At 61.7% G+C, this 12,453-nt stretch carries 12 protein-coding genes and 1 tRNA gene; 10 read left to right on the forward strand and 3 right to left on the reverse strand.

The annotated features are described in order from the left end of the window. Positions 1-120 precede the first annotated feature (120 nt). The 9 genes from ABDK06_RS07215 to ABDK06_RS07255 all read left to right on the forward strand — a co-directional run bounded on the left by ABDK06_RS07215 (position 121) and on the right by ABDK06_RS07255 (position 8,560). A tRNA-Arg gene (locus ABDK06_RS07215) sits at positions 121-193 on the forward strand. Positions 194-395: 202 nt separating this feature from the next. Beyond that, the gene (locus tag ABDK06_RS07220) at positions 396-1,832 is read left to right on the forward strand and encodes a dihydrolipoyl dehydrogenase family protein (RefSeq protein WP_394940286.1); all 1,437 of its coding nucleotides are present in this window, start codon (positions 396-398) and stop codon (positions 1,830-1,832) included. A 71-nt stretch (positions 1,833-1,903) separates the two neighbouring features. After that, positions 1,904-2,563 carry a hypothetical protein gene (locus ABDK06_RS07225; protein WP_394940287.1) on the forward strand — a complete coding sequence of 220 codons (660 nt, stop codon included), beginning with the start codon at positions 1,904-1,906 and terminating at the stop codon, positions 2,561-2,563. A gap of 44 nt (positions 2,564-2,607) precedes the next feature. Beyond that, positions 2,608-3,210 carry a copper resistance CopC family protein gene (locus tag ABDK06_RS07230; RefSeq protein WP_394940288.1) on the forward strand — a complete coding sequence of 201 codons (603 nt, stop codon included), beginning with the start codon at positions 2,608-2,610 and terminating at the stop codon, positions 3,208-3,210. Positions 3,211-3,237: 27 nt separating this feature from the next. Then, positions 3,238-3,756 (forward strand): copper chaperone PCu(A)C, encoded by a 519-nt coding sequence (locus tag ABDK06_RS07235; protein WP_394940289.1) that lies wholly within the window; start codon positions 3,238-3,240, stop codon positions 3,754-3,756. Then, positions 3,756-4,979 (forward strand): Dyp-type peroxidase, encoded by a 1,224-nt coding sequence (locus ABDK06_RS07240; RefSeq protein ID WP_394940817.1) that lies wholly within the window; start codon positions 3,756-3,758, stop codon positions 4,977-4,979. The genes ABDK06_RS07235 and ABDK06_RS07240 overlap by 1 nt, the downstream gene beginning before the upstream one ends. Positions 4,980-5,205: 226 nt before the next feature. Then, complete coding sequence (locus tag ABDK06_RS07245; protein WP_394940290.1) at positions 5,206-5,934, forward strand: ABC transporter ATP-binding protein; 729 nt, start codon at positions 5,206-5,208, stop codon at positions 5,932-5,934. Then, on the forward strand, positions 5,934-7,952 hold the full coding sequence (locus ABDK06_RS07250) for a YhgE/Pip family protein (protein ID WP_394940291.1): 2,019 nt from the start codon (positions 5,934-5,936) through the stop codon (positions 7,950-7,952). Before ABDK06_RS07245 ends, ABDK06_RS07250 begins: the two co-directional genes overlap by 1 nt. After that, positions 7,949-8,560 carry a TetR/AcrR family transcriptional regulator gene (locus ABDK06_RS07255; protein WP_394940292.1) on the forward strand — a complete coding sequence of 204 codons (612 nt, stop codon included), beginning with the start codon at positions 7,949-7,951 and terminating at the stop codon, positions 8,558-8,560. Before ABDK06_RS07250 ends, ABDK06_RS07255 begins: the two co-directional genes overlap by 4 nt. Here the strand turns inward: ABDK06_RS07255 and ABDK06_RS07260 are convergent. Next, positions 8,545-9,492, reverse strand: coding sequence for an EamA family transporter (locus tag ABDK06_RS07260; protein WP_394940293.1), 948 nt, complete (start codon positions 9,490-9,492; stop codon positions 8,545-8,547). The genes ABDK06_RS07255 and ABDK06_RS07260 overlap by 16 nt on opposite strands. A gap of 72 nt (positions 9,493-9,564) precedes the next feature. On the opposite strand from ABDK06_RS07260, the gene ABDK06_RS07265 reads away from it, so the two are divergent. Beyond that, on the forward strand, positions 9,565-10,467 hold the full coding sequence (locus ABDK06_RS07265; RefSeq protein WP_394940294.1) for a LysR family transcriptional regulator: 903 nt from the start codon (positions 9,565-9,567) through the stop codon (positions 10,465-10,467). A gap of 18 nt (positions 10,468-10,485) precedes the next feature. Here the strand turns inward: ABDK06_RS07265 and ABDK06_RS07270 are convergent, their stop codons facing one another. Next, a complete protein-coding gene (locus ABDK06_RS07270; RefSeq protein WP_394940295.1) occupies positions 10,486-11,004 on the reverse strand; it encodes a SixA phosphatase family protein in 519 nt (172 codons plus the stop codon). Positions 11,005-11,048: 44 nt separating this feature from the next. Beyond that, positions 11,049-11,873: a winged helix-turn-helix domain-containing protein gene (locus ABDK06_RS07275; RefSeq protein ID WP_394940296.1), complete on the reverse strand. Its 825-nt coding sequence runs from the start codon at positions 11,871-11,873 to the stop codon at positions 11,049-11,051. Positions 11,874-12,453 lie beyond the last annotated feature (580 nt).

A 12,453-nucleotide genomic window follows, 5' to 3' on the forward strand; every position in this document is an offset into this window, starting at 1 on the left:
GTTTTTTGTGATCTAGATCATATAGACCGGTCTATATATATTGAGGTTTCGGGCTCTGATTTGATGCCAGAGGTGCTTCCGCGCTACAGTAGTCTCTGGCCTTTTAGCCGGTTTTGAATTGCGGGCGTAGCTCAACGGATAGAGCATCTGACTACGGATCAGAAGGTTGGGGGTTCGAATCCCTTCGCCCGCACTCCTCGGAAATCCCGTCACCTTTTAGTGGCGGGATTCTTCGTTTAACCTTCTTCTCCCGGCCAGCCGTCCCATCGAATAGTGCCGAAGTTACGCAATCACAGTCGAAATAGCCACTTCCGTCACTCTGGTAACACTCAGTGGGACGGCTGGTCCGGGTATGAATGAGCGCAAAGCAAAGCATCACGGCGTAGGCTCGGAACATGACTGAAGTGCGCTCAGAACAGACCTATGACGCTATTGTGATCGGAGCCGGACCAGTAGGGGAAAACGTCGCAGACCGCCTGGTCAAAGGCGGCTTGAGCACCCTGCTGATCGAGTCTGAACTAGTCGGTGGTGAATGCTCCTACTGGGCTTGCATGCCCTCAAAAGCCCTGATTCGGCCCGCCGTCGCGCTCAATAATGCCCGCAGCCTGGCCGGTTCCCGCGAAGCGATCACCGGGGACCTCGATGTCACCGCGGTATTGCAGCGCCGGGATTCCTTTGCCGCGCACTGGCAGGACGACGGTCAGGTCGCCTGGGTCAAGGGAGCCAATATCTCCTTAGCGCGCGGCAAGGCCTGGCTTCTCGGCGAGCGCACCGTGGAGATTTCAGGGGCCGATGAAGCCGGAACCCGGCTGGCACATGCCCGGCACGCCGTCGTGCTCGCCACTGGTTCAGTGCCCAGCCCGCCGAAGATCCCTGGCCTCTCGGAGATCAGCTACTGGGGGACCCGGGAGGCCACCAGCGCACAGCGGATACCCGCGAGTTTGCTGGTGATCGGCGGCGGCGTCGCCGGAACCGAACTGGCCCAGATCTATGCCCGGCTCGGTTCCAAGGTCAGTCAGCTGGTCCGTGGAAAAGTGCTCGGCAAAATACCCGATCCGGCGCGAGAACTGGTGGCAACGGGCTTACGTCAGGACGGCGTCGACCTCCGAGAGGGCGTTGGCTTCAAACAGCTCAGCCGCAGCGCCAGCGGAGTCCGGCTGGAACTCGATGACGGTCAGGTCTTAGAAGCCGAGGAGCTACTGGTCGCCACCGGACGAATCCCTGCACTGAGCGAACTCGCCCTGGACAACCTCGATCTTCCCGACTTCGACGGCAAGCAGCTCAGCACCGATCAGAGCGGCCGGGTGAAGGGAACCGATTGGCTCTACGCGGTGGGGGACGCCGCCGGAAAAGCGCTGCTGACTCACCAGGGCAAGTACGAAGCGCGGATCACCGGGGACGCGATTGCAGCCATGGTGAAAGGGGCTTTCGACGGCGTCGCCGAGCCGTGGAGCAAATATGCGCAGACCGCGGACCAGTACGCGGTGCCGAGCGTGATCTTCACCGATCCGGAGGTCGCCACGGTGGGGCGGACCGTCGAGCAGGCAGAAGCCGACGGCCTAGTGGTGATCGAGGTCTCCTTACCGATCGCGGTGGCTGGTTCGAGCCTCTATGTCGATGACTATCAGGGCTGGGCTCAACTGGTGATCGACGGAGATCGGAACACCATAGTGGGAGCGACTTTCGCGGGCCCGGATGTCGCGGAACTGCTGCACGGTGCCACCATTGCCATTGTCGGCGAAGTGCCGCTGCACCGGCTGTGGCATGCGGTGCCCTCCTACCCGACGATCAGCGAGGTCTGGTTGCGTCTGCTGGAGAAGCTCGGACTTTAGCGACAAGATCCAGAATGACAACGGCCGCTATGAAATTATTCGACAGCCCGTAGAAAACATTTCATACTGGAATGACGACAGAGGTCGGCAGGCAGAGCGGAAGCAGGGTCATGGTCAGTCGCGGTGCGCGAGTGTGGCGCGGCTGGATCGCGGCCAGCTTCGCCACCTCGATCGCCGCTGCCTCTCACGCCCTGGCCGGAGGCGGGGTGCCGAATCCGCTGATCCTGGTCTTCTCGCTGGCGATCTCCGGACTGCTCTGCCTCGCCCTCGCCGGTAAAGTACTCTCACTGACCAGGCTGTCCCTGGGAGTGCTGTTCAGCCAGGGACTTTTCCATCTGCTGTTCAGTGTGACCACCGAGACTGTGACCCCCGAGACCGCGCCTCTCGTGCCCTCTGCGATGCACCACGGCGGCATGATGAACTCGCAGCAGATGCTTCCGCCCGCAATGCCCGAAATGGATCACTCCTCTCTCGGTATGCTCGGCGCTCACCTGGTCGCCGCCTTGCTGACCATCGTTCTCCTACGGCGCGGAGAAGTAGCCATGATGGCGCTGCTGCACGCCATCGCCTTGGAACTGCGCGGCATCCTCCGCGCCCCGCTATCGTTGCCGCCTGCGCCGGAGACGATCAGCGCCGTCAATACCAGCCAGCTGCTCACCCTCACTGACCTGGGTGCCCCCAGGCTCACCCTGCGGCACCGCGGTCCGCCGGTTTCCCACGCTTTCAGCTAACCATTGATCCGCCCGCTCAGGCGGGCACAATCTGGGGAACCACTATGCCTTCAGTCCTCTTCAGGGACTGGTGGAAAATCTTTGCTGCCATCACGGTTCTCGCTGCCGTGATGCTGGCTGGCGCGCCCAACGCTTCAGCTCACGATCAGCTCATTTCCACCGTTCCCGCACATAATGCACAACTCGATACCGCGCCGAGCAAACTCACCCTGACCTTCAGCGCAAAGCTGCTCAAACTGGGCAATGAAGTGGTCCTGGCTGACGCTAAGGGCAGCAACTGGTCATCGGGGAAGTCAACGCTCGACGGCGACACCATGAGCCAGCAACTCAAGCCCGGCCTGCCTCAAGGGCAGTATGAAGCGCGCTGGCGGGTGATCTCCAGTGACGGCCACCCGATCAGCGGGAGCTTTCGCTTCGCCATCAGAGAACCGGTCAACGGTGATTCGCTCTTACCCGACGTTACCGAGAGCGCAATCCCGACCAGCACGCCGAGCGTGGCAGCGACGGTGCCTGAGGTCGCCGCGGAGCCAGTGGGCTCGTGGTGGTCGCAGCCCTGGCTGCTCTGGGCGAGTATCGGTGCCGCCATCGGCATCCTGGCCTACCTGGTCTATATCGCCGTCAGCAATGCACGTAAAAACGACAACTGACCGCAGGCCCAGCCTGCAAGGAGAATCATGAACAAGAAAACACTCAGCCTGACCATCACTTCCCTCGCCATTGTCTCCCTCGCGCTCACCGGATGCGGTAGCTCATCCAGCAGCACCGCAAGCACCACAGCGCAGGCCGCACAGAACCCGGCGAGTTCGGCACTGACCATCGAAGAGGCCTGGGTTAAGGCCAACGGCACCGAGATGACCGGAGCCTTCGGGGTGCTGAAGAACAGCACCGATCAAGACATCACGGTGAGTAAGGCGAGCACTCCTTCTGCCGGCATGGTGGAATTGCACGAAACCGTGATGGCCAGTGACGGCACGATGAAGATGCAGCCCAAAAAGGGCGGTTTCGTGATTCCGGCCAAAGGCCAGCTGGAGCTGAAACCCGGTGGCAATCACATCATGCTGATGGAAATCGCCAAAGCGATCAACCCCGGTGATGAACTCGGCTTCGAGCTCACCCTGAGTAATGGTCAGAGCATGAGCTTCAAAGCACCAGCCAAGGCGTTCTCCGGCGCCATTGAAACCTACGCCGGTTGATGAAACCCTCGGGAAAACGGATCCCGCGGCGGCACCTGCTGATCGGAGGCGCCGCCGCGGGAATCGGCGCCGGGTCCGCCGCGCTGATCGGCGGCACCCTCTCGGCGGCACCGGAGAACGCCACCTCGAAGCCGTCGTCACAAGTACTCAATGGAGGGAGCAAACTCGCATTCCACGCACCCCGGCAACCCGGCATCGAGACCCCGGCTCAGGCGCACGCCAGTTTTCTGGCCCTGCGGCTCAATGCCGGGCTCGGCCCGGAGGGAGTGCGGCGGCTGCTCAGCCTGCTCACCGCTGACGCCGTCGCCCTGAGTCAGGGCAAGGCGGCGCTCGCGGATATGGAGGGGGAATTGGCCGCCGAGCCAGCCAATCTGAGTCTGACCTTCGGATTCGGTCCGGGGCTGTTCAAGGCGATCGGGCAGCGCGTACCGGCAGCCGCCCAGCCACTGCCCGCCTTCGGCGTCGACCGCTTGCGACCCGCGTTCAGCGGGGGCGACCTGCTGCTTCAACTGTGCTGCGACGACCCGCTGACCTTGGCGCACGCCCAGCGGATGCTACTCAAGGACGCCAGGTCATTCTGCACCGTGCAGTGGCTGCAATCCGGATTCCGCAGGGCCTACGGCACCGAGAAGGCTGGCGCCACCATGCGGAATCTGTTCGGTCAGCTCGACGGCACCGGGAACCCGCGGTCGAAGGATCAGGAGCGGGTGATCTGGGGTGACGATGAAATACCCGCATGGCAGCCGAATGGCACCTCATTGGTGCTGCGGCGGATCTCGATGAACCTGGACAAATGGGATGAACTGGATCGGGGCGGCCGCGAGGAATCAGTGGGACGCACCCTGGACACCGGAGCCCCGCTCACCGGATCGGCGGAGTTCGACGAGCCCGACTTCGCCGCCAAGACCCGACTGGGCTTCCCGGTGATCGCGGATTTCTCGCACCTTCGCCGGGCCCGTCCGGAGAACCCCCGGCAACGGATCTTCCGGCGAGCCTATAACTACGATGAGCCGGGCCGGGGCTCGGCCAACGCGGATGCTGGGCTGCTCTTCGCCTCCTACCAAGCGGACGTCGCTCAGCAATTCCTGCCGATCCAGAAGAGGCTGGATGAGCTCGATCTGCTCAACCAATGGACGACGCCGATCGGCTCGGCTGTCTTCGCGATCCCGCCGGGTTGTTCGCCCGGTGGTTTCATCGGGGATTTCCTCTTCGACCGGGCCTGAATGGAGCTCGGTTCGCATGAGTTCCCAGCGGACTCAGAGCGAATACCAGGCCGGGTGGCCAAGCCGTCAGGGCCTGGCCACCCGGTCGCTCAATATTCCTCCATAGAGGGTCGAGTTTAGCTTCTGCTGACCTTAGGCTGAGTGCGTAGTATCTCGGGTCATTCTATTTGAACTGACCGGTCAGTTCTGTTAGTCTGAGGTAAGAACATCGTCGAAAGGCACTACAGTGCTCGTTGCCCAGAATCTCAGAGTCAAAGGTCGCCACTATGACCTGGTTCCGTCCTTCAATCTGGAAGCCTCCGTCGGCTCACTCACTCTGGTGGTCGGCGATCTGCAGCCTCAGCGCACGGCACTGGCGCTCACCCTGAGCGCTCGGATGAAACCCAGCGAGGGCGCGGTGAGCTGGGGGCAGAGCTCGAAGATGTCGCACCTCCGCAAGCGAAGCGCACTGATCGACTCCCCCACGGTCAACGAACCGGAGCAGCACCTGAGCGTCAAAGACCTGGTGACCGAAGATCTGGCACTGATCCCGCACCGCTATCGCGGTATCCGACGCGCCACTGACTGGCTCACCATCAATTCCTTCGAAGACATCGCGAACGCCCAGGTGGAAGAACTTCCCGCGGCTCGGCGGCTCAAATTGCTCTGCACCCTGGCACTGGCCAACCCCGAAGTCGACCTGCTGGTCGTTGATTCCCCGGATCGCCGCGGCCCACACCCGCAGAACTGGCTGCCTCTGCTCCAGGATCTGGCCCAGGATCGCGGCCGCCCACTGTGCATCGTGGCCACGGTTTCGCAATTACCGCAGACCTGGCACGGCGCCGTGGCGAGCATTGAAAATCCCACCGCTGAAGCCCCCACCACAGAGCCGGAAGACGCCGAAGCGACGACGTCCGAACCCGAAGCTCTGGAAACCCCCGAAGAACACTCCGAAGTAGAATCGCAGGCACTCTGATGACCGTCTTCCGTTTGGCGCTTTCCGAACTCAAGCGCATGACCAGCGGGGTCCTTCCCAAGCTCTCACTCATCGCCATGGCCCTGGTCCCCTTGCTCTACGGCGCGGTCTATCTCTACGCCAACTGGGATCCCTACAGCAATCTCGATCAGCTCAAAGCTGCCATCGTGGTTGACGATCAGGGCGCCACAGTAGACGGTAAGAAGCTAGCGGTGGGCGATGAAGTGGCCCAGAACCTGGTGGACGGCAAGAAGTTCAACTGGGTCATCGTGGACACCGATCAGCAGGCCGATGCCGGAGTCGCCGACGGTAGCTACTCCTTCGCACTGAAGATCCCGAAGGACTTCTCAGCGAACCTGGCTTCGCCGTCGAACTTCGATTCGGCCAAGCAGGCCATCCTCGACGTCACCACCAATGACGCCAATGGTTACATCCTGTCTTCGATCGTGGACAAGGTGACCACGCAGGTGCACGACAGCGTGGCCCATCAGGTCGGCGAAAAGACCGCGAATCAATTACTCACCGGCTACGGCACGGTGCACTCGCAGATCCTCAAAGCGGCCGACGGCGCCGGTCAGCTGGCCAACGCGGCAAGTCAGTTGCACGATGGCAGCGGTAAATTGCATTCCGGTAGCCAGGAACTCTCTGAAGGTGCCGATCAACTGGCCGCCGGGCAGCAGCAGCTGGCCGCCGGAGCGAACCAGCTGAGCATCGGCGCTGGCACACTCTCCTCCGGCTTGGACCAACTGCAGAGCAAGACCGCGACCCTGCCGGGGTCAGCCCAACAGCTCGCCAGCGGAGCAGCCCAGGTTGCCGCAGGAAATGCCACGCTGAACTCCAAGGTGCAGTCCGCCTTGAGCAATCTGGGAAAGCTTGACACCCAGGCCTCCACCGCCGTCGGCAGCGCTTTGGACAAACTCGTCGCCGACGGGGTGATCACTCCGGCACAGAAGAATTCGATCTCCAGCGCGCTGAAAACCGACGTCAACAGCGTCAAGACGAAGCTCAATGCAGACGCCGCCGATCTTCAGAAGCTCGCCGCTGGCTCCCAACAGGTGGCAAATGGGGCCTCCCAGCTGGCTGCTTCGACCCCGGCACTCACCGGAGCGATCGATCAGGCCAAGAATGGCGCCGCCCAGCTGGCCGGGGGTGCTGCCACACTGGCGACGTCGGAGCAGCAGGCCCTGGCCGGGGCAGATAAATTATCCAGCGGGGCGAAGACCCTCAATGAGGGCATCGGCACCCTGGATACCGGCGCCGGAAAGCTCGCCGCTGGCGCAAAGACGCTCTCGGATCAACTGCATCAAGGCGCCGGGGACATTCCGAACCCGGACGATGCAGCTAAAGCCAATGCCTCAAAGGTGATCTCAGATCCGGTGGCGATCAATAACCTGGATCAGGCCAAAGCCCCCAATTACGGCGCCGGGCTGGCACCGTTCTTCCTAGTGCTGGCACTCTGGATCGGAGCTTTCATGCTGGTCCAGGCAATGCGGCCGCTCACCCAGCGAGCCCTGACCTCCAACGCGGCCTCTTGGAAGATCGCCGTCGGGGGCTGGCTGCCCTTCCTCACTGTTTCCATGATCCAGGCAGTGGTGATGTACACCGTAGTGATGTTCGGCGTCGGACTCAGCCCGGTGCATCCGGTGCTCACCCTCGGATTGCTCTTGCTCGCCTCGATGGCCTTCACCGCGCTGATTCAAGGCATCGTGGCTTTCCTGGGCACCCCCGGCAAGCTCGTGGTATTGATCCTGCTGGTACTGCAATTGGTGGCCTCGGGAGGAACCTTCCCTTGGCAGACCACCCCGGAGCCACTCCATGTGCTGCACACCCTGCTGCCGATGGGGCATGTGGTTGAAGGCATGCGTCACCTGATCTACGGCGCCGATCTGGCACCCTTGGGACCGATCGTGATCAGCCTGGTGATCTACGCCCTGATCGGCCTCGTGCTCTCGGTACTGGCGGTGCGGAAGCGGAAGACCTGGACGTTGACCGCTCTGCAACCGGAGATCAGCATATGAGCACCACAGCCAGCCCTCAGGTGACCAGGCGCCCCGGCCGCACCAATGCGACCAAGCAGAAGCTCTTCGAGGCCTCCATGCAGTTGATCGGAGAGCGCGGCCCGGCGGAGGTCACTGTCGATGAGATCGCCGCCGCCGCAGGAGTCTCCAAGGGCACCGTCTACTACAACTTCGGCAGTAAGAACGAGTTGATCTCGCAGCTTCTGGAATACGGCGTGAGCCTGCTGGAGGAACGGCTCACCCCCGATGAGAGCAAGCCCTCCCTTGAAGCGCTCGAAAGCATGCTCGATCAGACCCTGGACTTCTTCGAGGAGTACCCTTCCTTCAGTCAGTTGCTGATCTCCGAGCTCTGGCGGACTCCGAGTACCTGGCGAGACACTCTGACCATGCTGCGAGAACGGCTCTTCCTGTTGGCGGGGAACACCATGGAGAGAGTGGCCCAGGAGCATTCGGTGCGTTCAGAGATAGCCCCGCAAGCCATGGTAGGCCTGATTCTCGGAGCCACCCTGGTAACCGGGCTGGACCGTCAGGTGTTCCATCCGGAGAAGACCCGGCAGGAGACCCTGATGGCCTTGATGACGGTGATGAACGGCTACCTGCGCGACTGAACGGGCTGACGTTTCGGGGCCTGGGCAACTACCGGCGGCACCAGCCCAGGACGCGGCCAGCGCAGCACCGCGAAGCCGACGCCGGCCAGCAGCAACGCGCCACCCAGCACTTCGGCCGGGCTGGGCAGCTCCCCCAGCACCAACCAGGCGGAGACGATGCCCACCACCGGGATCAGCAAGGAGTAAGGGCCGACGGCGCTCGCTGGATAGCGACTCAGTAGGCTGTTCCAGATTCCGTAACCCACCAGGGACGAGATCAGCACGGTGTAGAGCATGCCGGCCACCGCGGGCCAGTGCAGTTGACTCAGCGCCTCCCCCAGGGCGTTCGGGCCTTCGAAGAGCAGCGAGAGCAGGAACATCGGAATCGGCACGATCGTGCTGGACCAGACGACCATGCTCAAGCCGGAAGCAGCGGGCTCGCCGGAGGAGGGCTTGGTTTGCTGCGCGAGCCGGGTGATCACGTTCCCGATCGACCAGGAGAATGCTGCCAGTAAGGTGAGTATGAAGGGCAGCAACGGCGCCAATTGAGCGCGCCCGATGCCGACGATCACCAAGCCCAGCACCCCGAGGCCGATGCCGATCAGCTGCATCGCCTTGAGACGCTCCTTGAGGAAGCCCATCGCAATCAGCGCGGTGAAGAGCACCTGAGCCTGCAATACCAAGGGTGCCAGCCCCACCGGCATGCCCAGCTTGAGAGCAAGGTAGAGAATCGCGAATTGTCCCAGGCTCGTGGTGAGCCCGATGGCCAGTACCATGCTCAGTTTTGCCGCTGGACGCTTGATGAAGAATATCCACGGGAAGACCACCAGCAGGAATCTCAGGGCCACCGAAAGCAGCGGTGGGATGTCCTGCAAGGTGGCGTTGATCGCGAGGAAGTTGGTTCCCCAGATCACGGCAACCAGAATCGCCAGCAGGGCGTGTTTGAGTTTCATGTTCTCAGCATCACAGGGATTTCAATGAAGTAAAAGCAAACGTTCTGAAGTATATTCATGTAGATTTACTTCATGATTGATGTGATGGCCGTCCGGGCCCTGGTCGCCGTCTCACACCACGGTTCAGTGATCGGCGCCGCAGAAGCTCTGGGTTACAGCCCTTCCGCGATCTCACAGCAGATCAAGAAACTGGAGAAGCAAGCCGGCGGAGCGCTGCTTGAACGGCATGGTCGTGGCGTGCTGCTGACCGAGCGAGGACTCAGCATGTCCGCGCAAGGGCGCAAAGTGCTGGAAGAGCTTGAGCAGCTTGAAGTCACACTGATGGCCGATCCCAATAAGCCCAGCGGGCCGGTGCGGATCAGCGCCTTTTCCACCTCCTGCCGGGGCCTCGTGGGGCCGCTGATCAGGAAGCTCGAGCAGGCGGGCTCTCAGATCCAGCTTCATGTCATCGGCGAGGACCCCAGGGAAGCGGTGGAACGCGTGGCCAATGGGGAAGCCGATTTAGCGCTGGTTCACAACTGGAGCTCGGTGCCGCTACCGATCCCCGAGCAACTCGTCGTGCGGGAACTCTGCAATGATCGGGCAGACGTCCTGGTGCACCGAGAGCACCCTCTGGCGAACCGGCAAAGCGTCTCGATCAGTGATTTGCTGGACGATTGGTGGATGGCGACGCCGGCCGGGATGATCTGCCACGAGGCGTTGATGAGAATGTTCGCCGAGGCCGGCGTACTCCCCAAGATCAGGCTTTTCGATCCGGATTTCAGCACCCATATCGGGCTGGTGGAGCTCGGCGTCGGAGTCGCCCTGGTGCCGCGGCTGGGTCGCCCCGAGCTGCCGTCCGACGTGGTGGCCCTCGAACTGCTGGCGCCGCTCCAGCAGCGGGAGGTGAAGATCGTCTATCGTCGCAGCCTGAGCGCCAGCCCGGCGATCAACTATCTGGTCGAGGCTTTGCAGGAACTCGCCAGAGAACCCTGAACCAGCAAAGCTGAAATTTCAGCGAGGCACCACGAAATAACTCAAGCTGGCGTCTTGGCCATCGAGTTCCGCCCAGCTTGAACCCGTTTCGAAGACCGCGAGGGAGGACGTCGGGTAGCGCTCCGCAAGCTGCATATAGGCCTCCGGATCGGAGTCCCTGGATGCCAACCGCAGGCCGAGATCCTGCACTGTCGGCAGATGTGACACCACCAGAAGCGACGTGACGGTCTCGGGTAGGTGATTGATCAGCGCCAGCATCCGCACCGGGCCGCCGTCGTACAAATCGTCTTCCAACTTGGGCGTGGGCGCCTGTTCAGCCAGCTCCTTACACACCCAAGTGCAGCTCTGCCTGGCACGCAAGGCGGAGGAGCAGAGGATGAAATCCGGAGCGCCGTGCGCTGCCAGCCATTGACCGGCGAGCGCCGCCTCACGATGACCCCGAGCAGCCAAGGGGCGTTCATGATCAGAGACACCCATCGGATAATCCGATTTGGCATGACGCATCAGGGTCAGTCGTTTCAGATGATGCTCAGTCACCCCAACAGTCTAGGGGGAAGCCGATCCAAGCCTTAGCCGGCGGATCAGATCGAGTACTCCGGAGCAGCCCAGACAACGACCTCAGGATGCTCATAGAAGCGATAGCCTTCGCCGCGCACGGTGCGCACGGTATTAGCCAGCCGGCCCAGCTTGGAACGCAGTCGACGAATGTGCACATCGATGGTGCGCTCATTGGGGACTTCTTCGGCGTTGCTCCAGAGCCCATCGAGAAGCTCTTCCCGCCGCACCGTCCGGGTGCCGTTTTCTACCAGGTAGTTGAGCAGCTCGAACTCCTTGAACGTGAGATTCAAGGTATCTCCGTCGAGGTGGACCTCCCGGCGAGCCAAGTCAATGAGCACGCCCGCAGGACGGCTTTCCTGGGTGTTGTTGACCCGAGGCTCCGGGCGCTGCCGGGAGGCAACCGTCGGGTCCCCGAAAGTGGAGCGAACGACGTCGAGAGAAGACCCTGGAGCGTCTGCTGCCGCGATGGCCACCGCGGCATAGCTCTGCGCCTGGGGCACCAGGGACTGAGCGTAGGCGCGAATATCCTGAGCCAGCTTGGCGAGCGAAGTGCCATTGGCCGCCGCAGTCTCCTCGTCGATTCCCACGTAGAGCACGAAACCGTGGGCGACGTTGTCCTGACCGACGCCGCGAACCGAGGAGCCGGTACCAGCGACCAGGGTGCTGGGAGCGGTCATCGGCGCGGCTGGGCGAGGCGGTACTGCGCGGAGCTGATTGGGCCGCTGAATCTCGGGGCGAGTTGCCGCTGGCTGATTCACCGCATTCTGCGGGAAGCCGGGGATCCCGGTGCGGGACACCTTATTGGCATTGCGGACTGAAATATGAACATAACCGGGTGCGATTGACATGATGACCTCGTTGTGAATTGCCATTCCGTCACGGGAATGACTCGAATGCCTGATCTCGCTGAAGTTTTACCGCGAGATTTTGCCCGCCATTGGGCTGACCTTGTGTGGTCGACGCCTGAAACTCTTGGGATGGGGAGTTAGGCCTGCATTCGACAACAGCACATGTCGCGACCGAGCAAAGCGTCGGATCGAATAGCTGCGGCTGCAGATGCGCTTGAGTGGATCTTCACATATGCAGTGTGCAACGTAACAATCACAACTTGCAAGTAACAATGCCCCTAAATGTCCGCATTTTGAGACAAATCGTAGAATTGTGACAGAGATCACAAAGAGGTATTGAAGCGAACTTAATTCTTAAATGACGCAGTATCCGCGGATTGTTACGGTTCTTAATCCATAAATTTGGCTTTGTGGCGAATTTTATTCGGCTAGATTCCTGAATGTGTCAAAAATCCACTTCTCACACTTTGACCAATCGACCTCAGTCTGTCGAGCTCAGCCGAAGGCCCGGGACGCCGTCAAAGCTCGAGCTAAGCGGCGCGGAGGTACCGGAGAGGAGGTGCAGGAGAGGATCAGCGGG

Source organism: Psychromicrobium ferritrahens (assembly GCF_043789415.1).
In the GTDB taxonomy this organism is placed as follows: Bacteria; Actinomycetota; Actinomycetes; order Actinomycetales; family Micrococcaceae; genus Renibacterium.

What these genes read in the sequence shown, in the direction of transcription:
- ABDK06_RS07255 (WP_394940292.1), top strand. Translation starts at nt 7,949, where the DNA reads ATGAGCACCACAGCCAGCCCTCAGGTGACCAGGCGCCCCGGCCGCACC.
- ABDK06_RS07265 (WP_394940294.1), top strand. Translation starts at nt 9,565, where the DNA reads ATGATTGATGTGATGGCCGTCCGGGCCCTGGTCGCCGTCTCACACCAC.
- ABDK06_RS07250 (WP_394940291.1), top strand. Translation starts at nt 5,934, where the DNA reads ATGACCGTCTTCCGTTTGGCGCTTTCCGAACTCAAGCGCATGACCAGC.
- ABDK06_RS07240 (WP_394940817.1), top strand. Translation starts at nt 3,756, where the DNA reads ATGAAACCCTCGGGAAAACGGATCCCGCGGCGGCACCTGCTGATCGGA.
- ABDK06_RS07260 (WP_394940293.1), bottom strand. Translation starts at nt 9,492, where the DNA reads ATGAAACTCAAACACGCCCTGCTGGCGATTCTGGTTGCCGTGATCTGG.
- ABDK06_RS07275 (WP_394940296.1), bottom strand. Translation starts at nt 11,873, where the DNA reads ATGTCAATCGCACCCGGTTATGTTCATATTTCAGTCCGCAATGCCAAT.
- ABDK06_RS07220 (WP_394940286.1), top strand. Translation starts at nt 396, where the DNA reads ATGACTGAAGTGCGCTCAGAACAGACCTATGACGCTATTGTGATCGGA.
- ABDK06_RS07225 (WP_394940287.1), top strand. Translation starts at nt 1,904, where the DNA reads ATGACGACAGAGGTCGGCAGGCAGAGCGGAAGCAGGGTCATGGTCAGT.
- ABDK06_RS07230 (WP_394940288.1), top strand. Translation starts at nt 2,608, where the DNA reads ATGCCTTCAGTCCTCTTCAGGGACTGGTGGAAAATCTTTGCTGCCATC.
- ABDK06_RS07235 (WP_394940289.1), top strand. Translation starts at nt 3,238, where the DNA reads ATGAACAAGAAAACACTCAGCCTGACCATCACTTCCCTCGCCATTGTC.